This is a genomic window from Bradyrhizobium sp. BLXBL-03, assembly GCF_051853015.1.
Taxonomy (GTDB): Bacteria; Pseudomonadota; Alphaproteobacteria; order Rhizobiales; family Xanthobacteraceae; genus Bradyrhizobium; species Bradyrhizobium manausense.
The window spans coordinates 3786042-3809939 of record NZ_CP182470.1; the positions used below are offsets into that span (position 1 = coordinate 3786042).

A 23898-nucleotide genomic window follows, 5' to 3' on the forward strand; every position below is an offset into this window, starting at 1 on the left:
AGGGCAGGGCGCCCCGCTCGAGTGATTTTCGAATTTGCGGCCGGAGGCGACCGGTACGCGAGGAGAAGACGATGAATCAAGAAATTATGAATCTCTTTAACCCGACGACGCCGGCTCAGGTCTTCGACCAGATCCGGATCTCGATCGCGTCCCCGGAGAAGATTCTGTCCTGGTCCTACGGCGAGATCAAGAAGCCGGAGACCATCAACTACCGCACCTTCAAGCCCGAGCGCGACGGCCTGTTCTGCGCCCGCATCTTCGGGCCGATCAAGGATTACGAGTGCTTGTGCGGCAAGTACAAGCGCATGAAGTACAAGGGCATCATCTGCGAGAAGTGCTCGGTCGAGGTCACGCTGTCGCGCGTCCGGCGCGAGCGCATGGGCCACATTGAGCTCGCGGCGCCCGTTGCCCATATCTGGTTCCTGAAGTCGCTGCCCTCGCGCATCGGCCTTCTGCTCGACATGACGCTGAAGGATCTCGAGCGGATCCTGTACTTCGAATATTACGTCGTGCTGGAGCCGGGCCTCACCGCGCTGAAGGACCGTCAGTTGCTGTCGGAAGACGAGTATCTGAAGGCGCAGGACGAGTACGGCCAGGACAGCTTCACCGCCATGATCGGCGCCGAGGCGATCCGCGAGCTGCTCAAGGGCATGGACCTCGAGAAGCTCGAGCTCAGCTTGCGTGCCGAGATGCAGGAGACCGACTCCGACATCAAGCACAAGAAGCTCGCCAAGCGCCTGAAGATCGTCGAGGCCTTCCGCCACTCCGGCAACAAGCCGGAATGGATGATCCTGACCGTCGTTCCCGTGATCCCGCCGGACCTGCGTCCGCTGGTGCCACTGGATGGCGGCCGCTTCGCGACCTCCGACCTCAACGACCTCTATCGTCGTGTCATCAACCGCAACAATCGCTTGAAGCGGCTGATGGAGCTGCGCGCGCCCGACATCATCATCCGCAACGAGAAGCGCATGCTTCAGGAAGCGGTCGATGCGCTGTTCGACAACGGCCGCCGCGGCCGCGTCATCACGGGTGCCAACAAGCGCCCGCTGAAGTCGCTCGCCGACATGCTGAAGGGCAAGCAGGGCCGTTTCCGTCAGAACCTGCTCGGCAAGCGCGTCGACTATTCGGGCCGTTCGGTCATCGTGGTCGGTCCCGAGCTGCGCCTGCACCAGTGCGGCCTGCCGAAGAAGATGGCGCTCGAGCTGTTCAAGCCGTTCATCTATTCCCGGCTTGACGCCAAGGGCCTGTCCACCACCGTGAAGCAGGCGAAGAAGCTGGTCGAGAAGGAGCGGCCCGAGGTCTGGGACATCCTGGACGAGGTCATCCGCGAGCATCCGGTGCTGCTCAACCGCGCGCCGACGCTGCATCGTCTGGGCATTCAGGCGTTCGAGCCGGTACTGATCGAGGGCAAGGCGATCCAGCTTCACCCGCTGGTCTGCTCGGCGTTCAACGCCGACTTCGACGGTGACCAGATGGCCGTGCACGTTCCGCTGTCGCTCGAAGCGCAGCTGGAAGCGCGCGTCCTGATGATGTCGACCAACAACATCCTGCATCCGGCGAACGGCCAGCCGATCATCGTGCCGTCGCAGGACATCGTGCTCGGTCTCTACTACGTCTCGATCATGCGCGAAGGCCTGCCCGGCGAGGGCAAGCTGTTCGGCGACATGGCCGAGCTCGAGCACGCCCTGCATGCGAAGGTCATCCACCTCCACACCAAGATCAAGTACCGGTGGGAAGGCATGGACGAGACCGGCAAGGTCTCCAAGCGCTGGATCGAGACCACCGCCGGCCGCGTCATGCTCGGCAATCTGCTGCCGAAGAACCCGCGCATCTCGTACGAGATCATCAACAAGCTGATGACCAAGCGCGAGATCTCGGGCGTCATCGACCAGGTCTATCGTCACTGCGGCCAGAAGGAGACTGTGATCTTCTGCGACCGCATCATGGCGCTCGGCTTCTACAACGCGTTCAAGGCCGGCATCTCGTTCGGCAAGGACGACATGGTCGTGCCGCACGGCAAGTGGAAGATCGTCGACACCACCCGTACGCTGGCGAAGGATTTCGAGCAGCAGTACAACGACGGTCTGATCACCCATGGCGAGAAGTACAACAAGGTCGTCGACGCCTGGTCGAAGGCCACGGAAGAAATCGCCAAGGCGATGATGAAGGAAATCTCCGCCACTAAGAAGACGGCGAGCGGAGCCGATGCCGACATCAACTCGATCTACATGATGGCTCACTCCGGTGCCCGCGGTTCGCCGGCCCAGATGCGCCAGCTCGCCGGCATGCGCGGCCTGATGGCCAAGCCGTCGGGTGAGATCATCGAGACGCCGATCATCTCGAACTTCAAGGAAGGCCTCTCGGTTCTCGAGTACTTCAACTCGACCCACGGCGCCCGCAAGGGCCTCGCGGACACCGCGTTGAAGACCGCGAACTCGGGCTACCTGACCCGTCGTCTGGTCGACGTCGCGCAGGACTGCATCATCACGCAGTCCGATTGCGGCACCAAGCTCGGCATCAAGATGCGCGCCATCGTCGATGCCGGCACCGTGGTCGCTTCGCTCGGCTCGCGCATCCTCGGACGCACGGCCTGCGAAGACATCAAGGACGCTTCGGGCAAGGTGATCATCAAGCGCGATACGCTGATGGAAGAGAGCCATCTGGAGGCCATCCAGCAGGGCGGCGTTCAGGAGGTGAAGATCCGCTCGGCGCTGACCTGCGAACTCGTCAACGGCATCTGCGGCAAGTGCTACGGCCGCGACCTCGCCCGCGGCACGCCGGTCAACCACGGCGAAGCGGTCGGCGTCATCGCGGCGCAGTCGATCGGCGAGCCGGGCACCCAGCTCACCATGCGTACCTTCCACATCGGTGGTGCGGCGCAGCTCAACGAGCAGTCGTTCGTCGAAGCCAATTTCGACGGCAAGATCGTGATCCGGAACAAGGCCATCGCCCGCAACAGCGAAGGTCACCTGATCGCGATGGTGCGCAACATGGTGGTTGCGGTGGTCGATGCCGACGGCACCGAGCGCGCAACGCATCGTGTCCAGTACGGCTCGCGTCTGCACGTCGACGACGGCGACATGGTCAAGCGCGGCCAGCGCATCGTCGAGTGGGACCCGTACACCCGTCCGCTTCTCACCGAAGTGGAAGGCACCATCGGCTTCGAGGATCTGGTCGAGGGCCAGTCGATCTCGGAAACGCTGGACGAGGCCACCGGCATCGCCAAGCGCGTGGTCATCGACTGGCGCTCGACCCGCGGCGGCTCGGACCTGCGTCCGGCCATCGTGGTGAAGGGCAAGGACGGCAAGGTGCTCAAGCTCGCCCGTGGCGGCGATGCCCGCTACATGCTGTCGGTCGACGCCATTCTCTCGGTCGACGTCGGGGCCAAGGTCAACCCGGGTGACATCCTTGCCCGTGTCTCGACCGAAAGCGCCAAGACGCGTGACATCACCGGCGGTCTGCCGCGGGTGGCGGAACTGTTCGAGGCACGGCGTCCGAAGGATGCGGCGATCATCGCCGAAATCGCGGGCACCATCCGGTTCGGACGCGACTACAAGAACAAGCGTCGCATCTCGATCGAGCCGATGGACAAGACCGACGAGCCGCGCGAGTACCTGATCCCGAAGGGCAAGCACATCCACCTTCAGGACGGTGACATCGTCGAGAAGGGCGACTTCATCGTTGAAGGCAACCCGGCGCCGCACGACATCCTTGCGGTCAAGGGCATCGAGGAACTGGCTGCCTATCTGGTCAACGAAATCCAGGAGGTCTACCGGCTCCAGGGCGTGCTCATCAACGACAAGCACATCGAGGTGATTGTCCGTCAGATGCTCCAGAAGGTGGAAATCACCGACCAGGGCGACACGGACATGATCTCCGGCGAGCAGGTCGACAAGATCGAGTTCGACGCGCTGAACGAGAAGGCCAAGGAAGAGGGCAAGAAGCCCGCCACGGGTACGCCGGTTCTGCTCGGTATCACCAAGGCGAGCCTGCAGACGCGCTCCTTCTTCTCGGCGGCCTCGTTCCAGGAGACCACCCGCGTCCTCACGGAAGCGGCGGTCAACGGCAAGATCGATCCGCTCGAAGGCCTCAAGGAGAACGTCATCGTCGGCCGGCTGATCCCGGCAGGCACCGGCGCCTCCATGGCCAAGATCCGCGAAGTCGCCATGAAGCGCGACAAGCTGATCCTGGACGAACGCGAGAAGCAGGCGGCCGTCGTGTCGCCGGCGCCGGAGGCCGAGCTTCCTGCGCTGCCGCCCGCGGAATAATAGCTCCTCCGTACGATTACTGAGGATAACGGAAAGGCCGGCTTTTGCCGGCCTTTTTGTTGCTTTCTCCGTCTGCTGCGATGCGGGATCAACCTTTGTTCATCTTTCCTTCAGCCTGAAAAGCGCTTCTGCTAAGGGAGCTTAGACCGGTGGTCCCGTGACGGGGGCAGGGCCGGAGACCACGGAACTCACATGCTTGATCTCGCAATCGTAGGCGGCGGCCCCGGCGGGCTGATGAGCGCCTGGTACCTGAAGCGTAAGCTCGGCGACCTCTGCCGCATCACCATCTTCGAGGCCTCCGACCGGCTCGGCGGCAAGATCGTCACGCGCAAATTCGATTCCGCGCCGGCGATGTACGAAGCCGGCGTTGCGGAGATCTACGATTACTCGATGACGGGCCCGGATCCGCTGCGCGAGCTGATCCAGCATTTCGGCCTGCAGACCATTCCGATGGACGCCGAGCAGGTGCAGTTCGGCGGCGAGCTGCTCGACGACGTCGCCGGCATGCGCCGCAAATACGGCGCCAAGACCGCAGCGGCAATCGAGGCGTTCCGCAAGCGCTGCACCGAGGTGATGTCACCGATCGAATATTACGAGGGCGTCGGTGCGCACGACAACGAGAACCCCTGGGCCTACAAGACCGCCGAACAGGTGCTCGACGAGGAGGTCGAGGACGAGACCGCAAAGCGCTTCTTCAAGGTGATGGCGCGTTCGGACATCGCGACCGAAAGCCACAACACCAACGGCCTCAACGCGCTCAAGAACTATCTGATGGATGTCGACGGCTATATCGGCCTCTACTCCATCCAGAACGGCAACGAGCAGCTGATCGAATGCCTGCAGTCCGAGGTCAACGCCGACATCCAGCTCAATCATCGCGTGCTCGCTGTCGGCAAGGCGCCGACCGGGCGCTATCAGCTCAAGATGATGAACGGGAAGGGGCCGGAGACGCGCGACTTCGATCTCGTGCTGGTCTGCCTGCCGCATTCCTGGCTCTCCACGATGGGGTGGGAAGGCGAGCAGCTGCGCAAGTCGATGGTCAAGCACGTCGCTTATTTCGACCGTCCCGCGCATTATTTGCGCGTCTCGATCCTGTTCGATAGCCCGTTCTGGGGCGACATGATTCCCGGCGCCTGGTTCATGTCGGAAGCCTTTGGCGGCTGCTGCGTCTACAACGAGGGCGCGCGCCACGACGTCGGCAAGCACGGCGTGTTGAACTGGCTGATTCCCGGCTCCGATGCGCTCGCCTTCGCCAATCTGTCGGACCAGGAGCTGATCGACGCTGCGCTGAAATCGCTCCCCGCATCGCTCGGCGATGCCCGTGCGCACTTCATGGAAGGCAAGATCCACCGCTGGCTGTCCTCGGTCAATGCGATACCGGGCGGTCTACCCGTGCGCGACGTCATGACCAATCACCGGCCCGAGCCGAAGGAACATCCTGGGATCGTCGTGGTCGGCGATTATCTGTTCGATTCCACGCTGAACGGCCTGCTCGATTCCTCGGATGCCGCGACCGACATCATCCTGACCGAGATGATGCGGCTGCGCCGTGAGCGCGCGCAGGAAAAGGGCGAGCCGATCTCGGACAAGATCGATCGCGACTATTTCGAGAATTATCGCGGCCTCGGCCCCTATAGCGAGGCGTGGCGCCACTTCACCGATCCCGACTATCTGACCAGGCTGATCGGCATCGTCTGGGGCAGGGCCAAGGGCACAAAGCTCCTGGTCGCGGGCTCCGCCAGCGGCGAGCTTGTCGGCGCGCTGCGCGAGCGCGGCATCGATGCCTTCGGCATCGAGAACAACCGCGCCATCCACGCCAAGACGCCGAAGGCGCTGAAGAAGTACAACAAGCTCGGCTCGATCACCGACATGCCTTTTAAGGATGGCTCGTTCGATTTCGTGTTCGAGACCTGCCTCTGTCACATTGCCCCGAAGCAGGTGGTCCGCGCGATCCGTGAGCTCAACCGTGTGGTCAAGACCGGACTCGTGTTCGGCTCGGTCACCTCGGACATGGCCCCGGCCGTGATCGACCGCTACGACCTCCTGCGCGGGGTCAAGAAGCTCGGCACGTGGTGGGAATGGTCCGAACTGTTCTTCGGCAACGGCTTCGATCTGTCGATGCACCGCAAGGATTGCACCGATGCGCTCTGGACCGCGACGCTTGCCGCAGGCAAGGGCCCGGGCCAGTGGTATGCCGACGCCGACAGCTTGCGCTATTCCTTCTTCGACAAGGTCGAGGACGAAGACGACGACTAGCACTTCAAGGCGGAATGAATTCGCCAATTGCTTTGCCGAATTCATCCTGATCGCATAGAATCGGTGCAAGTAGCGGCTTTCCGCTATTTTCTGCTTTCTCTGCGGTCATGCCGGCCGTCAGCATCGGTTGGTTTCATGGCGTCCAGGCCCCTTTCTCCCGACAAACAGAAGCTCGCCGCGCAAGAGGCGGCCGAGCTCGACGACAAGCTCGCCTCCAGCATCAAGCCGGACCTCGAAGACGACGAGGACGACGAAGAGGAGGATGATGACGAGCTTGAGCTCGACGACGACGATGATGATGAGGATCTTGTCGTCTTTACCGCGCGCGAAGCCGCCGGTGCGCTCGCGACCATCCTGGGTTTCGTCAAGCCCTTCCTGTCCAACTACAAGCGCATCCTGGGCTATGTGGCGTTCGGCGTTCTGGTCGAGACGCTGTTCAACGTCATCATGCCGCTCAGCCTGAAGTTCCTGATCGACGACGCGCTCGGCGAGGAGGATTTCCAGGCGCTGTACAAGATCCTCGGCGTGCTCGCGGCCGCCGGCATCTTCACCTCGATCGTCGCGGTCTGGTACGAACGCTGGGACGCGCGGCTCGCCGCCTGCGTCATCTCCGATGTCCGCAAGCGCCTGTTCGAGCACGTTCAGGACCTGCCCGCCGCCTATTTCGGCCGCACCAAGCGCGGCGAGATCCTGTCGCGCTTCTCGGTCGACCTCTCGGCCTTCGAAGGCTCGGTCAAGACCTTCACCAACAGCGCCGCGCTGCCGTTCCTGGAGTTGATCGCCGGCATTATCCTGATGCTGTTCCTGAACTGGCAGCTCGCAGTCGTCGCGCTGCTGGTGTTCCCGATCACGCTGATCGGTCCACGTATCCTGACGCCGAAGGCGGTGCAGGCCAATTACGAGCAGAAGCTCAACGAGAGCGCGCTGCTCGGCATGGTGCAGGAGAACGTGGCGGCGCAGGCCGTGATCAAGGCCTTCAGCCTGCAACGCAAGATGTTCGGTTTCTTCACCTTCCGCAATGACGAGACCCGCAACAAGATCGCGGCTGCCGGGTTCCTGTCGACGATGGTGGAGCGCACCGTCACCATCTCGGTGCTGTTGCTGCACCTCGTCGTGCTCGCGATCGGCGCTTACCTGGCGACCAAGGGCCAGATCACCATCGGAACTTTCGTCACTTTCGAGAGCGCGTTCTGGGAGGTCTCCTACAACATCGCCCATGTGATGCACTTCATCCCGGTGTCGATCTCCTCGGCCGCCGCGATCCGTCATATGCAGGAGTTGCTCGACGAGCCCACCCGCGCTGCCGACCGTCCCGGCGCGCCTGATCTGCCGCGCATCACCCACGACATCACCTTCGACCACGTGACGTTCCAGTACGAGGGCGCGCAGACTCCGGTGCTGGACAATCTCAGCCTCAGGCTCAACGCCGGCAAGCGCATCGCCATTGTCGGCCCCTCGGGCTCCGGCAAGAGCACGCTGCTGAACCTGATCCTGCGGCTCTACGTGCCGGACGAGGGCCGCGTCACCATCGACGGTGTCGACGTCCGCAAAGTGACTCTGGATTCGCTGCGCCGGAGCATGGCGGTGGTGTTTCAGGAGAACATGCTGTTCAACATGTCGATCCGCGAGAACATCCGGCTCGGCAAGGAGGGCGCGACCGATGATGAGGTGGAGGAGGCGGCCAAGAAGGCCGAGATCCACCGCTACATCATGAGCCTGCCGCAGCGCTACGACACCCCGGTCGGCGAGCGCGGTGATACACTCTCAGGCGGCCAGCGCCAGCGCATTGCGATCGCGCGCGCGGTCATCCGCAATCCCTCCGTGCTGCTGCTCGACGAGGCGACCTCGGCGCTCGACCAGACCACGGAGGCCGCGATCAACCGCACGTTGCTGAAGGTGGCCAAGGGCCGCACCATGATCTGGTCGACCCATCGCCTGACGTCGGTGGTCGAGATGGACGAGATCATCGTGATTTCAGGGGGCAGGGCGATCGAGCGCGGTTCGCATGCCGAGCTGCTCGCCAAGAACGGCACCTATCGCAAGCTGTGGAACGACCAGATCCACCAGCCGCACGGCGTGGCCGCTCAGGCTGACGATGACAGCGATGACGACGAGGACGATGAGGACCTCGACGAGGACGACGAGGACGAGGAGTGACCGAGAAAGTTCGGCTCCAGGTGGACAGCCCCTCCGAGCCGCCGCAATAATCCCTGGGTCGACCATGCCATGAAGCGCGCCCAGCGCTGCGCCGTCCAGTAGGGGCTCGTCGCAGTCGAAACCGAGCGGAAGTCGAAGGCTTTCGCCGCCGACCATTCATCGCAGGCCCGCTTGACGGGATCAGCGTAGAAGGCGGCGATCTTGTTCGCATCCATCCCGTCCGACGCCAGCCATTGCGGGATGTAGACGTTGCAGAGCCGCTCGACGTCCGTGAACACCTTGTCGCAGCCCGTGCCCGCAGCCGGGCAGGAGGTTGCGTAGGCATCGCCTGCCAGCACCACGCCGGGCTGATCGCTGGCATCATTCACATAGAGATCGACCGGGCGAATCTTCACCTCGCCCATGATGTCGAAGGCGCTGGTGATGCACTTGAGCCGCGGCAGGGCGGCGTTCAAGGTCTCGGCCGGCGCGCGGCGGAATTCGTTCAGCCAGGGATCGTCGAAGCTGCGATAGACGAACAGATTGGCCCGCATCCGGGTGCCGATCGGAAACAGCGAGATGTAGGCAATACGGTCGCTCGGCCGCTCGGAGAAATAGGTCAGCGCCGGGAAGTCGAACGCGTTCCGCCCGGCCGGAGCCACATCGAACCCGATCGAGATCGAATGACAGGCGCTGACGATGTTTCTGCTGATGCCGAGCTGGTGCCGCAAGCCGACATTCAGACCGTTGGCGAGCACGACCAGGCGGGCGGAAATCGTCTCGTCATTGGCGAGCGCCACCCTCTGCCGTTCGGGGCTGGTCTCGATCGAGACCGCCTTGGTCCAGATTCGCTCGACGGTGCCGGGAATCTCGTCGCGGATCGCGTTGACCAGGGAATCATAGAGGAGGTTGAACTGGCGGCTCGGCGCCTTGTCGAGCAGATGGCCGAACCGTGCGATCCAGTTCTCGCCGGATAAAGTCGCGCGGCGCAGCACTGAGTCGGCGATTCCCGTGCGCTGGAATCGCTCGAGCTGCGCGTGACCGCTGAGTTTCTCGACACGAAAATCGGCCGGATAGGTCTCGCGCAGGTCGATCAGCACGGCTGAAGCTCCGGCACGCCCAAGCATTGCGGCGGCGGTGGAGCCGGCAAGTCCCCCACCAATGATGGCAATATCGGTGTACCGCATCGCGCTTGCCTCTGCCGAAAGTGGGCAGATTGCCGCGTGAACAGAAAAAAAAGCCTTAGCGCTGGTTATAAAAGTACATTTAGCCCGGGTAAAAATTGGTCTGAGGCTGGCGGAGCAGGGGCTTCGTTCCCATATCCGGGACGCGCTGTGAGGGCGCCAAGCAGGCAATTTCTGAAGGCGCGAGAAGCGCTTTGTGACTGTCGTTTCGCCTTGACTTGAACGATTCTCACTTATAGAAAGCGCCTCACTTAACGACAGGCGGTGAGCATCGCCAACGTCGGAACGGGCTACCCGTTTGATCCCTGAGGATCGCAAAGACGGGCACCAACCTCGACGAATGCCGCTCAAACGCTGTCGATAATAGCTAGGCAATGCCAGTGCGATTTTAGGTCTTCCGAGCATGTTCTCGCGAGGCCGAATTCGGATGCATGACCTCAGTGCGCGGGCCGTCGCTTTACGCTGATCGGCCCAAAGACTGCGGTCCTCTGTGGCGTCGAAGCGCTTTCCGCTCAGCGATGGAGCGGTTGGCGCGATTTCGCTTTGTGCGGATTGTTCCCGTGCGAGGCGGCCCCGTCGGGCGGGTAGCGCGACAAGAATTTGCGGTCCCGGCAACGGGCTCGCGGCAAGACAGCGGACCCGCAAGGGGCTGCGATAACAAAGGGTAAGGCCAGGATGCCGACGATCAACCAGCTGATCGCTCAACCGCGTGAAGTGCAGAAGTCGCGCAAGAAGGTGCCAGCGCTGCAGCAGTCGCCGCAGAAGCGTGGCGTTTGCACGCGCGTCTACACCACGACCCCGAAGAAGCCGAACTCGGCGCTTCGTAAGGTCGCCAAGGTGCGTCTGACCAACGGTTTCGAGGTGATTGGTTACATCCCGGGTGAGGGCCATAACCTTCAGGAGCACTCGGTGGTCATGATCCGCGGCGGCCGCGTCAAGGACTTGCCCGGCGTGCGCTACCACATCCTCCGCGGCGTTCTGGATACCCAGGGCGTCAAGAACCGTAAGCAGCGTCGTTCGAAGTACGGCGCGAAGCGTCCGAAGTAAGCGGGAACCAGCTCAATGTCTCGTCGCCACTCAGCGGAAAAGCGCGAAGTTCTTCCCGATCCGAAGTTCGGGAACATCATCGTCACGAAGTTCATGAACTCGGTGATGTACGCCGGCAAGAAGTCGGTCGCGGAAGGCATCGTCTACGGTGCGTTCGGCATCATCGAATCCAAGACCAAGCAGAACCCGCTCGGCGTGTTCGAGCAGGCGCTCGAGAACGTCATGCCGACGATCGAGGTGCGCTCCCGCCGCGTCGGCGGCGCGACCTATCAGGTTCCGGTCGAAGTTCGCTCGACCCGCCGTCAGGCGCTGGGCATCCGCTGGCTGATTTCGGCTGCACGCGAGCGCAACGAGAAGACCATGACCGAGCGTCTCTCGGCAGAGCTGCTGGATGCATCGAACAACCGCGGGAACGCCGTCAAGAAGCGTGAAGACGTGCACCGGATGGCGGAAGCCAACCGCGCCTTCTCGCATTATCGCTGGTAACGGCGAACCAAACGGACTCGCAAGGAACACCCCATGCCCCGCCAACATGCCATCGAGGACTACCGTAACTTCGGTATTATGGCGCATATCGACGCCGGCAAGACGACGACGACCGAGCGCATCCTTTATTATACCGGCAAGAGCCACAAGATCGGCGAAGTGCACGAAGGTGCCGCGACGATGGACTGGATGGAGCAGGAGCAGGAGCGTGGCATCACGATCACCTCGGCTGCGACCACCGCGTTCTGGAACGGCAAGCGCCTGAACATCATCGACACTCCCGGCCACGTCGACTTCACCATCGAAGTCGAGCGCAGCTTGCGCGTGCTCGACGGCGCTGTCTGCGTGCTCGACTCGAACCAGGGTGTTGAGCCCCAGACCGAGACCGTCTGGCGCCAGGGCGACAAGTACAAGGTTCCGCGCATCGTCTTCGCCAACAAGATGGACAAGATCGGTGCCGACTTCTTCAAATGTCTGGCCGACATCGTCGACCGTCTGGGTGCCAAGCCCGTCGCGATCCAGCTTCCGATCGGTGCCGAGAACAACTTCAAGGGTCTCGTCGACCTCGTGAAGATGAAGGGCGTCGTCTGGAACGACGAGTCGCTCGGTGCGAAGTTCGACTATGTCGACATTCCGGAAGACCTCGTCGACCAGGCCAAGGAATACCGCGAGAAGATGGTGGAAGCCGCCGTCGAGCTCGACGACGACGCCATGGCCGCTTACCTCGACGGCAAGGAGCCGGACGAGGCCACCCTGAAGCGCCTGATCCGCAAGGCGGTGCTGACCGGCGCGTTCTATCCCGTGCTGTGCGGCTCGGCCTTCAAGAACAAGGGCGTGCAGCCGCTGCTCGACGCGGTCGTCGACTATCTGCCGTCGCCGCTCGACGTGCCCGCGATCAAGGGCACCGACGACAAGGGCAACGAGGTCGTGCGCAAGGCGGACGACAAGGAGCCGCTGGCTCTGCTCGCGTTCAAGATCATGGACGACCCGTTCGTCGGCACCATCACCTTCTGCCGCATCTACTCCGGCGTTCTGCAGAGCGGCACCGGCGTCGTGAACTCGACCCGCGAGAAGAAGGAGCGCATCGGGCGCATGCTCTTGATGCATGCGAACAACCGCGAAGACATCAAGGAAGCCTATGCCGGCGACATCGTCGCGCTGGCTGGCCTGAAGGAAGCGCGCACCGGTGACACGCTGTGCGATCCCGACAAGCAGGTGATCCTGGAGAAGATGGAATTCCCCGAGCCGGTCATCGAGATCGCGATCGAGCCGAAGTCCAAGGCAGACCAGGAGAAGCTGGGCGTGGCGCTGGCCAAGCTCGCCGCGGAGGATCCGTCCTTCCGTGTGTCGACCGACCACGAGTCCGGCCAGACCATCCTCAAGGGCATGGGCGAACTCCACCTCGACATCAAGGTCGACATCCTCAAGCGTACCTACAAGGTCGACGCCAACATCGGCGCGCCGCAGGTGGCGTTCCGCGAGCGCATCACCAAGCGCGTCGAGCACAGCTACACCCACAAGAAGCAGACCGGCGGTACCGGCCAGTTCGCGGCCGTGTCGTTCATCGTCGAGCCGAACGAGCCCGGCAAGGGCTACGAGTTCGAATCGAAGATCGTCGGCGGCGCGGTGCCGAAGGAATACATTCCCGGCGTCGAGAAGGGTCTGGAGAGCGTGCTGTCGTCCGGCGTGGTCGCGGGCTTCCCCGTGGTCGACGTCAAGGTGACGCTCGTCGACGGCAAGTATCACGACGTTGACTCGTCGGCGCTGGCCTTCGAAATCGCTTCGCGCGCCTGCTTCCGCGAAGCGCTGCAGATGGGCAAGTCCGTCCTGCTCGAGCCGATCATGAAGGTCGAAGTGGTGACCCCGGAAGACTATACCGGTTCGGTCATCGGCGACCTGAATTCCCGGCGCGGTCAGATCCAGGGCCAGGACATGCGCGGCAACGCCAACGTCATCAATGCGATGGTGCCGCTCATGAACATGTTCGGTTACGTGAACAATCTGCGCTCGATGAGCCAGGGCCGCGCGACCTTCACCATGCAGTTCGATCACTACGCAGAAGCGCCGGCTAACGTGTCGGCGGAAGTCCAAAAGAAGTTTGCCTGATTGTCGTCGGTCTAGAGCTGACGATTGAACGGAGAGTCAAATGGCCAAAGCAAAGTTTGAACGTACCAAGCCGCACTGCAACATCGGCACCATCGGTCACGTCGACCATGGCAAGACGTCGCTGACCGCGGCGATCACCAAGGTTCTCGCCGAAGCCGGCGGTGCGACGTTCACCGCGTACGACCAGATCGACAAGGCGCCGGAAGAGAAGGCGCGCGGCATCACCATCTCGACCGCGCACGTCGAGTACGAGACGCCGAACCGCCACTACGCGCACGTCGACTGCCCCGGCCACGCCGACTACGTGAAGAACATGATCACCGGCGCCGCCCAGATGGACGGTGCGATCCTGGTCGTGTCGGCTGCTGACGGCCCGATGCCGCAGACCCGCGAGCACATCCTGCTCGCCCGCCAGGTCGGCGTGCCCGCGCTCGTCGTGTTCCTCAACAAGTGCGACATGGTCGACGATCCGGAGCTGCTCGAACTCGTCGAGCTCGAGGTTCGCGAGCTGCTCTCCAAGTACGACTTCCCGGGCGACAAGATCCCGATCATCAAGGGTTCGGCTCTCGCCGCCCTCGAGGATTCGGACAAGAAGCTCGGCCACGACGCCATCCTCGAGCTGATGAAGAACGTCGACAGCTACATCCCGCAGCCGGAGCGTCCGATCGACCAGCCGTTCCTGATGCCGGTTGAAGACGTGTTCTCGATCTCGGGCCGCGGCACCGTCGTGACCGGCCGTGTCGAGCGCGGCGTCGTCAAGGTCGGCGAGGAAATCGAGATCGTCGGTCTCCGCGCCACCCAGAAGACCACCGTCACCGGCGTCGAAATGTTCCGCAAGCTGCTCGATCAGGGCCAGGCCGGCGACAACATCGGTGCGCTGCTCCGCGGTACCAAGCGTGAAGACGTCGAGCGCGGCCAGGTGCTGTGCAAGCCGGGTTCGGTCAAGCCGCACACCAAGTTCAAGGCCGAGGCTTACATCCTCACCAAGGAAGAGGGCGGTCGTCACACCCCGTTCTTCACCAACTATCGTCCGCAGTTCTACTTCCGCACCACCGACGTGACCGGTGTCGTGCATCTGCCGGAGGGTACCGAGATGGTGATGCCGGGCGACAACATTGCGATGGAAGTGCACCTGATCGTGCCGATCGCGATGGAAGAGAAGCTCCGCTTCGCGATCCGCGAAGGTGGCCGCACCGTCGGCGCCGGCGTCGTCGCCTCGATCATCGAGTAATTACGCGAATAGGGATTGGCGGGTAGCGAATGGGGACATTCGCTATTCGCTATTCGCCACCCCCCACTAAAGAGAGACCACGGCAATGAACGGCCAAAACATTCGTATCCGTCTCAAGGCGTTCGACCATCGTATCCTCGATACGTCGACCCGCGAGATCGTGAACACGGCGAAGCGCACCGGTGCGCAGGTCCGCGGACCCATTCCGCTGCCCACCCGCATCGAGAAGTTCACCGTCAACCGTTCGCCGCACGTCGACAAGAAGAGCCGCGAGCAGTTCGAGATGCGCACTCACAAGCGCCTGCTCGACATCGTCGATCCGACCCCGCAGACCGTCGATGCTTTGATGAAGCTCGACCTGGCCGCCGGTGTCGACGTCGAGATCAAGCTCTAAGATTTTGGATCACGTTCGCACCTAGCGGACAGAAAGAACAGGAAGCACGCCGATGCGCTCCGGAGTGATCGCACAAAAGGTCGGGATGACGCGGGTCTTTACAGAGGCCGGCGAACATATCCCCGTGACCGTGCTGAAGCTCGGCAATTGCCAGGTCGTAGGCCACCGCACTGAAGAGAAGAACGGTTACGTCGCGCTCCAGCTGGGTTCTGGCAGCCGCAAGACCGTGTACATGCCCAAGGCGGAGCGCGGCCAGTTCGCGGTCGCCAAGGTCGAGCCGAAGCGCCAGGTCGAGGAGTTCCGCGTCAGCGCGGACGCCATGATCCCCGTTGGCGCCGAGATCCAGGCCGATCACTTCGTCGTCGGCCAGTTCGTCGACGTCACCGGCACTTCGGTCGGTAAGGGCTTCGCCGGCGGTATGAAGCGCTGGAATTTCGGCGGTCTGCGCGCCACGCACGGTGTGTCGATCTCGCACCGTTCGATCGGTTCGACCGGTGGTCGTCAGGATCCCGGCAAGACCTGGAAGAACAAGAAGATGCCCGGCCACATGGGTGTCGACCGCATCACCACGCTGAACCTTCGCGTCGTCCAGACCGATGTCGAGCGTGGCCTGATCCTCGTCGAAGGCGCCGTTCCCGGCTCCAAGGGCGGCTGGATCCGCGTGCGCGACGCCGTCAAGAAGCCGCTGCCGAAGGAAGCTCCGAAGCCCGGCAAGTTCAAGGTTGCGGGCGGCGAAGCCGAGGCTGCGGCCCAGCAAGAGGGTGCGTGAGATGGAACTGAAGGTCACCACCCTTGAGGGTAAGGAAGCTGGCTCGGTCCAGCTGTCCGACGCCATTTTCGGCCTCGAGCCGCGACAGGACATCATTGCGCGTTGCGTGCAGTGGCAGCTCAACAAGCGCCAGGCCGGTACGCACAAGGCCAAGGGCCGCGCCGAGATCTGGCGCACCGGCAAGAAGATGTACAAGCAGAAGGGCACCGGCGGTGCTCGTCACGGCTCGGCCCGCGTGCCGCAGTTCCGCGGCGGCGGTCGTGCCTTCGGTCCGGTCGTGCGTTCGCACGCCACCGACCTGCCGAAGAAGGTCCGCGCGCTCGCTCTCAAGCATGCGCTGTCGGCCAAGGCCAAGGACGGCGATCTGCTCGTGATCGAGAAGGCCGCGCTGGAAGCCGCCAAGACCAAGGCGCTGCTCGGTCACTTCTCGGGCCTCGGCTTGACCAACGCGCTGATCATCGACGGCGCCGAGCTCAACAACGGCTTCGCCGCTGCGGCCCGCAACATCCCGAACATGGACGTGCTGCCGATCCAGGGCATCAATGTCTATGACATCCTGCGCCGTCAGAAGCTCGTTCTGACCAAGGCCGCCATCGATGCGCTGGAGGCGCGCTTCAAATGAGCAAGAACATCGAGCCTCGGCACTACGACGTGATCGTCGCCCCTGTCGTCACCGAAAAGGCGACGCTGGCGTCGGAGCACAACAAGGTCCTGTTCAAGGTGGCCGCCAAGGCGACCAAGCCGCAGATCAAGGAAGCGGTCGAGAAGCTCTTCGACGTCAAGGTCAAGAGCGTCAACACGCTGGTCCGCAAGGGCAAGGTCAAGGTCTTCCGCGGCAATCTCGGCTCGCAGTCGAACACCAAGCGCGCGATCGTGACCCTCGAAGAGGGCCACCGGATCGACGTCACCACCGGTCTGTAAGGTCGCACGACGATGGCACTGAAGACATTCAATCCCACGACGCCGGGCCAGCGCCAGCTGGTGATGGTCGATCGTTCGGCGCTCTACAAGGGCAAGCCGCTCAAGGCGCTCACCGAAGGCAAGAAGTCCTCGGGTGGCCGCAACAACACCGGCCGCATTACCGTGCGCTTCCGTGGCGGTGGCCACAAGCAGACGCTGCGCACCGTCGACTTCAAGCGCGAGAAGACCGACGTTCCCGCGACCGTCGAGCGGCTGGAGTACGATCCGAACCGCACCGGCTTCATCGCCCTGATCAAGTATCAGGACGGCGAGCAGGCCTACATCCTGGCGCCGCAGCGCCTGGCCGTGGGTGACACCATCGTCGCCGGCAACTATGTCGACGTGAAGCCGGGCAACGTCATGCCGCTCGGCAACATGCCGGTCGGCACGATCATCCACAACATCGAGGTCAAGATCGGGAAGGGCGGCCAGCTCGCCCGTTCCGCCGGCACCTACGCCCAGCTGGTCGGCCGCGACCAGGACTACGTCATCATCCGCCTCAACTCGGGTGAGCAGCGCCTGGTGCACGGCCGTTGCCGCGGCACGATCGGCGCGGTGTCGAACCCGGACCACATGAACACCTCGATCGGCAAGGCCGGTCGCAAGCGTTGGATGGGCCGTCGCCCGCACAACCGCGGTGTCGCCATGAACCCGATCGACCATCCGCACGGCGGTGGTGAAGGTCGCACCTCGGGCGGTCGCCACCCGGTCACCCCGTGGGGCAAGCCGACCAAGGGCAAGAAGACCCGCACCAACAAGTCGACCAACAAATTCATTCTCCTAAGCCGCCACAAGCGGAAGAAGTAAGGAACGCCGGACATGGTTCGTTCAGTCTGGAAAGGCCCGTTCGTCGAGGGTTCTCTGCTCAAGAAGGCAGATGCCGCCCGCGCGTCCGGCCGTCACGACGTCATAAAGATCTGGAGCCGTCGCTCGACGATCCTGCCGCAATTCGTCGGCCTGACCTTCGGCGTCTACAACGGTCAGAAGCACGTGCCGGTGGCCGTCAATGAGGAAATGGTCGGTCACAAGTTCGGCGAGTTCTCGCCGACCCGGACCTTCCATGGCCACTCCGGCGACAAGAAAGCCAAGAAGGCTTGAGGATTAAACGATGAGCAAACCTAAGCGCGAACGGAGCCTCGCCGAGAACGAGGCCAAGGCGGTCGCCCGGATGCTTCGGGTGAGCCCGCAGAAGCTCAACCTGGTCGCCCAGCTCATTCGCGGCCGGAAGGCTTCCGCTGCGCTCGCCGACCTGCAGTTCTCGCGCAAGCGGATCGCGGTCGACGTGAAGAAGTGCCTGGAATCGGCGATCGCCAATGCCGAGAACAACCACGACCTCGACGTCGATGATCTCGTCGTGGCGCAGGCCTTCGTCGGCAACGGCCTCGTGATGAAGCGCTTTGCCGCCCGCGGCCGCGGCCGTTCGGGCCGTGTCTACAAACCATTTTCGCAGCTGACGATCATTGTTCGTCAGGTCGAAGCCGAAGCAGCAGCGGCTTAAGGGTCGCAGGAGAAAACGATGGGTCAAAAGATCAATCCGATCGGTCTGCGTCTCGGCATCAACCGGACCTGGGATTCCCGCTGGTTCGCCGGCAAGCAGGAATACGGCAAGCTGCTGCACGAGGACGTCAAGATCCGCGAGATCCTGCACAAGGAGCTCAAGCAGGCAGCCGTCGCCCGCATCGTGATCGAGCGTCCGCACAAGAAATGCCGCGTCACCATCCACTCGGCTCGTCCGGGCGTGGTGATCGGCAAGAAGGGCGCGGACATCGACAAGCTGCGCAAGAAGGTCGCGGACATCACCTCGTCCGACGTCGTCATCAACATCGTCGAAATCCGCAAGCCGGAGCTCGATGCGACGCTGGTGGCCGAGTCGATCGCGCAGCAGCTGGAGCGCCGCGTGGCATTCCGCCGTGCCATGAAGCGCGCCGTGCAGTCGGCGATGCGTCTCGGCGCGGAAGGCATCCGCATCAACTGCTCGGGACGTCTGGGCGGTGCGGAAATCGCGCGCATGGAGTGGTATCGCGAAGGTCGCGTGCCGCTGCACACGCTGCGCGCCGACATCGACTACGGCGTCGCGACCGCGTTCACGACCTTCGGCACCTGCGGCGTCAAGGTCTGGATCTTCAAGGGCGAGATCCTCGAGCACGATCCGATGGCCCAGGACAAGAGAATGGCCGAGGGCGAGACGGGTGGCAGTGGCGATCGCGGTGGCCGTCAGCGCCGCGATACGGCTGCGGCCTGATCAGCACAGGAATTTGAGGGCTTAAAGCCATGATGCAACCTAAGAAAACGAAGTTCCGGAAGGCGCATAAAGGCCGTATCCACGGCGTTGCGTCGTCGGGTGCGACGTTGGCGTTCGGCCAGTTCGGCCTGAAGGCGACCGAGCCGGAGCGCGTCACCGCGCGCCAGATCGAAGCCGCCCGCCGCGCGCTGACCCGCCACATGAAGCGCGCCGGCCGCGTCTGGATCCGCGTGTTCCCCGACGTTCCGGTGTCGAAGAAGCCGGCCGAAGTCCGCATGGGCTCCGGCAAGGGCTCGCCGGAATTGTGGGTCGCCCGCGTCAAGCCGGGCCGGGTGCTGTTCGAGATCGACGGCGTCAACACCCAGACGGCGCGCGAAGCGCTGACGCTCGCGGCCGCCAAGCTGCCGATCAAGACGCGCTTCGTCGAGCGCATTGCGGAGTAATGGCCATGGCCCAGATGAAGATCGAAGACATCCGCGCGATGAGCCCCGACCAGCAGGACGATGCCGTCCTGAACCTGAAGAAGGAGCGCTTCAACCTGCGCTTCCAGCGTGCCACCGGGCAGCTCGAGAACACCTCGCGTCTGCGCGAGGCTCGCCGCGACATCGCCCGGATCAAGACCGTCGCCGCGCAGCAGCGCGCGAAGAAGAAGTAAGGGGCTAACGGATATGCCGAAACGTACTTTGCAAGGCGTGGTCGTCAGCGACAAGACTGCCAAGACCGTCGTGGTGCGCGTCGATCGCCGCTTCACGCACCCGATCTACAAGAAGACGATCCGCCGTTCGAAGAACTACCACGCGCACGACGAGAACAACGAGTTCAAGCCGGGCGACATGGTCTGGATCGAAGAGACCAAGCCAATCTCGAAGTTGAAGTGCTGGATCGTGATCCGGGGCGAACACAAGAAAAGCGCCTGATCTGTTGGCCTTGGCCGTTCATTTGGCCGACTGACTTCAGGGAAATGTTGAGCGCCGGCTAGGCTGGCGCAAAGAGAAAGAGGACGAGGTGCATCAATGATTCAGATGCAGACCAACCTCGACGTGGCCGATAATTCTGGCGCACGCCGTGTCATGTGTATCAAGGTGCTCGGAGGCTCCAAGCGCCGCTACGCCACGATCGGCGACATCATCGTCGTCTCGATCAAGGAAGCCATTCCGCGTGGCAAGGTGAAGAAGGGCGACGTGATGAAGGCCGTCGTGGTGCGCGTCCGCAAGGACATCCGCCGCGCCGACGGTTCGGTCATCCGCTTCGACCGGAACGCCGCCGTCCTGATCAACAACCAGGCCGAGCCGGTCGGCACCCGTATCTTCGGGCCCGTGCCGCGCGAGCTGCGTGCGAAGAACCACATGAAGATCATTTCGCTCGCGCCGGAGGTGCTGTGATGGCTGCGAAGATCCGCAAGGGCGACAAGGTCGTCGTGCTGACCGGTCGCGACAAGGGCCGCACCGGCGAAGTGTTCGAAGTTCGCCCCGACGCCGGCACGGCGCTCGTGCGCGGCATCAACATGGTCAAGCGTCACCAGAAGCAGACGCAGGCCCAGGAGGGCGGCATCATCTCGAAAGAGGCGCCGATCCAACTGTCCAACATCGCGTATGTCGGCAAGGACGGAAAGCCGACCCGCGTCGGATTCAAGATTCTGGCGGACGGCAAGAAGGTTCGCATCGCCAAGAGCTCGGGAGCTGAGATCGATGGCTGAGACCGCTTACACCCCGCGCCTGCGCGCGGAATACGATGCGAAGATCCGCACGGCGCTGACCGAGAAGTTCGGTTATCAGAACGTCATGCAGGTTCCGCGTCTGGACAAGGTCGTGCTGAACATGGGCGTTGGCGATTCCGTCAACGACCGCAAGAAGGCCGAGACCGCCGCTGCCGAGCTGACCCAGATCGCCGGCCAGAAGGCGATCGTGACCTACTCGCGGATCGCGATCGCGACCTTCAAGCTGCGTGAGAACCAGCCGATCGGCTGCAAGGTCACGCTGCGCAAGGCCCGCATGTACGAGTTCATCGATCGCCTGGTCAACGTCGCGCTGCCGCGCGTCCGCGACTTCCGCGGCCTGAACCCGAAGAGCTTTGACGGCCGCGGCAACTACTCGCTCGGCATCAAGGAGCACATCATTTTCCCCGAGATCGACTTCGACAAGGTCACGGAAGCCCGCGGTATGGACATCACCGTCTGCACCACGGCCAAGACCGACGAAGAGGCGAGGGCCTTGTTGACCGCTTTCAATTTCCCGTTCCGGCAGTGAGACGCTGACCTAAAGCCTCTCAAACGCGGATACCCAGGAGCCAAGCATGGCAAAGAAGAGTTCAGTCGAGAAGAACAACCGGCGCAAGCGGATGGTGAAGAACGCCGCCCCGAAGCGCGAGCGGTTGAAGGCGATCATCGCCGACAAGACGCTGCCGATGGAGGAGCGGTTCGCCGCGACCCTGAAGCTTGCGGAAATGCCGCGCAATTCGTCGGCCACCCGCATCCGTCTGCGTTGCGAGCTGTCGGGGCGCCCGCGCTCGAACTATCGCAAGAACAAGCTGTCCCGTATCGCGCTCCGCGACCTTGGCTCCAAGGGCATGGTCCCGGGCCTCGTGAAGTCGAGCTGGTAAGGAGGGTCGTTTAGATGTCTACGCACGATCCAATCAGCGATCTGATCACCCGCATCCGCAACGCGCAGATGCGCTCCAAGAGCAAGGTCTCCACGCCGGGCTCGAAGATGCGCGAGAACGTCCTCGAAGTGCTCAAGAGCGAGGGCTATATCCGCGGTTACGCGACCCTCGAGCACGCCTCGGGCCGCAGCGAGATCGAGATCGAGCTGAAGTATTTCGACGGCGAGCCCGTCATCCGCGAGATCGAACGTGTCTCCAAGCCCGGGCGTCGCGTGTACGCCTCGGTGAAGAACCTGCCGCGGGTCAATAACGGGCTCGGTATTTCGGTGTTGTCGACGCCGAAGGGGATCATGGCCGACCACAGTGCGCGTGAAGCGAACGTGGGCGGTGAAGTCCTCTTCACGGTGTTCTGAGAAGGGTTTTTGATCCATGTCACGAGTTGGCAAAAAGCCTGTGGCGGTGCCGTCCGGTGTGACCGCGACTGTCGATGGGCAGACCGTCAAGATGAAGGGGCCGAAGGGCCAGCTTCAGTTCGTCGTCCATGACGACGTCGAGGTGAAGCTCGAGAACGGCCAGGTCAAGGTCAAGCCGCGGGCCGAGACCAATCGCGCGCGGGCGCTGTATGGCACCGCTCGCGCCCAGGTCGCGAATCTGGTCGAAGGCGTGACCAAGGGCTTCGAGAAGAAGCTCGAGATCACCGGCGTCGGTTACCGCGCCGCGATGCAGGGCAAGAACCTGCAGCTCGCGCTCGGTTACAGCCACGACGTGATCTATCCGATCCCGGAAGGGATCACGATCGCCGTGCCGAAGCCGACCGAAATCACGGTGTCGGGCAGCGACATCCAGCGCGTCGGCCAGGTTGCCGCCGAGATCCGCTCCTATCGTCCGCCGGAGCCCTACAAGGGCAAGGGCGTGAAGTATGTGGGCGAATTCATCTTCCGCAAGGAAGGCAAGAAGAAGTAACGGAGCCGGTCATGTCCAAAGCCAAGGTTACCAATGCCCGGCGCAAGCGGAGTGTGCGGCTGAAGCTGCGCCGCTCCGGCGGTGGTCGTCCGCGTCTGTCGGTGTTCCGCTCGTCCAAGCACATCTACGCCCAGGTCATCGACGATCTGAAGGGCGAGACGCTGGCCTCTGCCTCCTCGCTCGAGAAGGCGATGCGCGACGGCGGCAAGACCGGCGCCGACATCGATGCGGCGAAGGCGGTCGGCAAGCTGCTGGCCGAGCGCGCTGCCGAGAAGGGCGTCAAGGAAGTCGTGTTCGATCGCGGCAGCTACCTCTACCACGGGCGCGTCAAGGCTCTCGCCGACGCTGCGCGTGAGAGCGGGCTGAGCTTCTAACAGAATTTGAGGATTGAGGCGCAAGCCTCTGAAGGATTGGAAAAATGGCAGAACGCGAACAACGTGGTGGACGCGATCAACGCGGCGGCGGACGTGAACGCAAGGAGCGCGAGGAGCGCGACAGCGAGTTCGTCGACAAGCTCGTCCACATCAATCGCGTGGCCAAGGTCGTCAAGGGCGGCAAGCGCTTCGGTTTCGCAGCGCTGGTCGTGATCGGCGATCAGAAGGGCCGCGCCGGCTTCGGTCACGGCAAGGCACGCGAAGTGCCTGAGGCGATCCGCAAGGCCACCGAGTCCGCCAAGCGTAACCTGACCCGCGTGTCGCTGCGCGAGGGCCGCACCCTGCATCATGACATCGCCGGCCGTCATGGCGCTGGCCGCGTCTATCTGCGTGCAGCTCCGGCCGGTACCGGCATCATCGCCGGCGGTCCGATGCGCGCCGTGTTCGAGACGCTCGGCGTCCAGGACGTGGTGGCGAAGTCGATCGGCTCGTCGAACCCGTACAACATGGTTCGCGCGACCTTCGATGCGCTGAAGCATCAGGATAGCCCGCGCTCGGTCGCGGCGCGCCGCAACATCAAGGTGTCCACCCTCCAGGGTCGTCGCATCGGCGGCGATGCCGAGGCGGCGGCGGACTAACCAACGCTTTTCGGAGTAGATCACGATGGCCAAGGACGCCGCTAAGTCCGCAAAGACGATCAAGCTCGAGCAGACCGGCAGCGCGATCCGCCGCCATCACTCGCAGCGTTCCACGCTGATCGGGCTCAAGCTCAACAAGATCGGCCGCGTCAGCGAATTGCCGGACACCCCGGCCGTCCGCGGCATGATCGAAAAGGTTCACCATCTCGTTCGCATCGTCGACGAGAAGTAAGATAGCGCGCATGA

The 23898-nt window shown here is 63.1% G+C and carries 28 protein-coding genes; 27 read left to right on the forward strand and 1 reads right to left on the reverse strand.

Annotated elements, in window-relative coordinates; translation table 11 throughout:
* The first annotated feature begins 71 nt into the window (after positions 1–71).
* From rpoC to ACNJX9_RS18135, 3 genes are all read left to right on the forward strand, one after another.
* Positions 72–4268 (forward strand): DNA-directed RNA polymerase subunit beta', encoded by a 4197-nt coding sequence (gene rpoC / locus ACNJX9_RS18125; RefSeq protein WP_220005471.1) that lies wholly within the window; start codon positions 72–74, stop codon positions 4266–4268.
* A gap of 192 nt (positions 4269–4460) precedes the next feature.
* Entirely contained in the window at positions 4461–6524 is a 2064-nt protein-coding gene (locus ACNJX9_RS18130; RefSeq protein WP_439409802.1) for an FAD-dependent oxidoreductase, read from the forward strand.
* A gap of 135 nt (positions 6525–6659) precedes the next feature.
* Positions 6660–8681, forward strand: coding sequence for an ABC transporter ATP-binding protein (locus tag ACNJX9_RS18135; RefSeq protein ID WP_439409803.1), 2022 nt, complete (start codon positions 6660–6662; stop codon positions 8679–8681).
* On the opposite strand, the gene ACNJX9_RS18140 is transcribed toward ACNJX9_RS18135, so the two are convergent.
* Complete coding sequence (locus ACNJX9_RS18140) at positions 8609–9847, reverse strand: FAD-dependent monooxygenase (protein WP_439409804.1); 1239 nt, start codon at positions 9845–9847, stop codon at positions 8609–8611. The genes ACNJX9_RS18135 and ACNJX9_RS18140 overlap by 73 nt on opposite strands.
* 672 nt (positions 9848–10519) lie before the next feature.
* Here ACNJX9_RS18140 and rpsL point away from each other — a divergent pair.
* The 24 genes from rpsL to rpmD all read left to right on the forward strand — a co-directional run bounded on the left by rpsL (position 10520) and on the right by rpmD (position 23884).
* The gene (gene rpsL, locus ACNJX9_RS18145) at positions 10520–10891 is read left to right on the forward strand and encodes a 30S ribosomal protein S12 (RefSeq protein WP_007603006.1); all 372 of its coding nucleotides are present in this window, start codon (positions 10520–10522) and stop codon (positions 10889–10891) included.
* Positions 10892–10906: 15 nt separating this feature from the next.
* Positions 10907–11377, forward strand: coding sequence for a 30S ribosomal protein S7 (rpsG, locus tag ACNJX9_RS18150; RefSeq protein ID WP_008136420.1), 471 nt, complete (start codon positions 10907–10909; stop codon positions 11375–11377).
* A 33-nt stretch (positions 11378–11410) separates the two neighbouring features.
* Complete coding sequence (gene fusA / locus ACNJX9_RS18155; RefSeq protein WP_057745506.1) at positions 11411–13483, forward strand: elongation factor G; 2073 nt, start codon at positions 11411–11413, stop codon at positions 13481–13483.
* A 40-nt stretch (positions 13484–13523) separates the two neighbouring features.
* Positions 13524–14714, forward strand: a complete 1191-nt coding sequence (gene tuf, locus ACNJX9_RS18160; RefSeq protein ID WP_057745503.1) for an elongation factor Tu — start codon at positions 13524–13526, stop codon at positions 14712–14714.
* Positions 14715–14799: 85 nt separating this feature from the next.
* Positions 14800–15108: a 30S ribosomal protein S10 gene (gene rpsJ, locus ACNJX9_RS18165; protein ID WP_002712302.1), complete on the forward strand. Its 309-nt coding sequence runs from the start codon at positions 14800–14802 to the stop codon at positions 15106–15108.
* 52 nt (positions 15109–15160) lie between these two features.
* Positions 15161–15877, forward strand: a complete 717-nt coding sequence (gene rplC, locus ACNJX9_RS18170) for a 50S ribosomal protein L3 (RefSeq protein WP_057745500.1) — start codon at positions 15161–15163, stop codon at positions 15875–15877.
* A 1-nt stretch (position 15878) separates the two neighbouring features.
* Positions 15879–16499, forward strand: coding sequence for a 50S ribosomal protein L4 (rplD, locus tag ACNJX9_RS18175; protein WP_057745497.1), 621 nt, complete (start codon positions 15879–15881; stop codon positions 16497–16499).
* Positions 16496–16798, forward strand: coding sequence for a 50S ribosomal protein L23 (locus tag ACNJX9_RS18180; RefSeq protein ID WP_057745495.1), 303 nt, complete (start codon positions 16496–16498; stop codon positions 16796–16798). The genes rplD and ACNJX9_RS18180 overlap by 4 nt, the downstream gene beginning before the upstream one ends.
* Before the next feature lie 12 nt (positions 16799–16810).
* Complete coding sequence (rplB, locus tag ACNJX9_RS18185; protein WP_057745491.1) at positions 16811–17644, forward strand: 50S ribosomal protein L2; 834 nt, start codon at positions 16811–16813, stop codon at positions 17642–17644.
* A 12-nt stretch (positions 17645–17656) separates the two neighbouring features.
* Positions 17657–17935 carry a 30S ribosomal protein S19 gene (rpsS, locus tag ACNJX9_RS18190; protein WP_008136357.1) on the forward strand — a complete coding sequence of 93 codons (279 nt, stop codon included), beginning with the start codon at positions 17657–17659 and terminating at the stop codon, positions 17933–17935.
* Positions 17936–17945: 10 nt separating this feature from the next.
* Positions 17946–18335 carry a 50S ribosomal protein L22 gene (gene rplV, locus ACNJX9_RS18195; protein WP_057745488.1) on the forward strand — a complete coding sequence of 130 codons (390 nt, stop codon included), beginning with the start codon at positions 17946–17948 and terminating at the stop codon, positions 18333–18335.
* Positions 18336–18353: 18 nt separating this feature from the next.
* Positions 18354–19079, forward strand: coding sequence for a 30S ribosomal protein S3 (rpsC, locus tag ACNJX9_RS18200; RefSeq protein WP_014494500.1), 726 nt, complete (start codon positions 18354–18356; stop codon positions 19077–19079).
* Positions 19080–19108: 29 nt separating this feature from the next.
* A complete protein-coding gene (rplP, locus tag ACNJX9_RS18205) occupies positions 19109–19522 on the forward strand; it encodes a 50S ribosomal protein L16 (RefSeq protein WP_008136349.1) in 414 nt (137 codons plus the stop codon).
* Positions 19523–19527: 5 nt separating this feature from the next.
* Positions 19528–19734 carry a 50S ribosomal protein L29 gene (gene rpmC, locus ACNJX9_RS18210; RefSeq protein ID WP_027520957.1) on the forward strand — a complete coding sequence of 69 codons (207 nt, stop codon included), beginning with the start codon at positions 19528–19530 and terminating at the stop codon, positions 19732–19734.
* 13 nt (positions 19735–19747) lie between these two features.
* A complete protein-coding gene (gene rpsQ, locus ACNJX9_RS18215; protein WP_057745481.1) occupies positions 19748–19996 on the forward strand; it encodes a 30S ribosomal protein S17 in 249 nt (82 codons plus the stop codon).
* Positions 19997–20092: 96 nt separating this feature from the next.
* Entirely contained in the window at positions 20093–20461 is a 369-nt protein-coding gene (gene rplN, locus ACNJX9_RS18220; protein ID WP_008549246.1) for a 50S ribosomal protein L14, read from the forward strand.
* Positions 20461–20775 carry a 50S ribosomal protein L24 gene (rplX, locus tag ACNJX9_RS18225; RefSeq protein ID WP_011088142.1) on the forward strand — a complete coding sequence of 105 codons (315 nt, stop codon included), beginning with the start codon at positions 20461–20463 and terminating at the stop codon, positions 20773–20775. The genes rplN and rplX overlap by 1 nt, the downstream gene beginning before the upstream one ends.
* Positions 20768–21325, forward strand: a complete 558-nt coding sequence (gene rplE / locus ACNJX9_RS18230) for a 50S ribosomal protein L5 (RefSeq protein ID WP_057745478.1) — start codon at positions 20768–20770, stop codon at positions 21323–21325. Before rplX ends, rplE begins: the two co-directional genes overlap by 8 nt.
* 46 nt (positions 21326–21371) lie before the next feature.
* Positions 21372–21677 carry a 30S ribosomal protein S14 gene (gene rpsN, locus ACNJX9_RS18235; RefSeq protein WP_057745473.1) on the forward strand — a complete coding sequence of 102 codons (306 nt, stop codon included), beginning with the start codon at positions 21372–21374 and terminating at the stop codon, positions 21675–21677.
* 14 nt (positions 21678–21691) lie between these two features.
* Entirely contained in the window at positions 21692–22090 is a 399-nt protein-coding gene (rpsH, locus tag ACNJX9_RS18240) for a 30S ribosomal protein S8 (RefSeq protein WP_057745471.1), read from the forward strand.
* A 16-nt stretch (positions 22091–22106) separates the two neighbouring features.
* Positions 22107–22640 carry a 50S ribosomal protein L6 gene (gene rplF / locus ACNJX9_RS18245; protein ID WP_057745468.1) on the forward strand — a complete coding sequence of 178 codons (534 nt, stop codon included), beginning with the start codon at positions 22107–22109 and terminating at the stop codon, positions 22638–22640.
* Between the two features lie 11 nt (positions 22641–22651).
* The gene (gene rplR, locus ACNJX9_RS18250) at positions 22652–23014 is read left to right on the forward strand and encodes a 50S ribosomal protein L18 (RefSeq protein WP_008549238.1); all 363 of its coding nucleotides are present in this window, start codon (positions 22652–22654) and stop codon (positions 23012–23014) included.
* Between the two features lie 44 nt (positions 23015–23058).
* On the forward strand, positions 23059–23652 hold the full coding sequence (gene rpsE, locus ACNJX9_RS18255) for a 30S ribosomal protein S5 (RefSeq protein WP_057745465.1): 594 nt from the start codon (positions 23059–23061) through the stop codon (positions 23650–23652).
* Between the two features lie 25 nt (positions 23653–23677).
* Positions 23678–23884 carry a 50S ribosomal protein L30 gene (gene rpmD / locus ACNJX9_RS18260; RefSeq protein WP_057745463.1) on the forward strand — a complete coding sequence of 69 codons (207 nt, stop codon included), beginning with the start codon at positions 23678–23680 and terminating at the stop codon, positions 23882–23884.
* Positions 23885–23898: the final 14 nt, after the last annotated feature.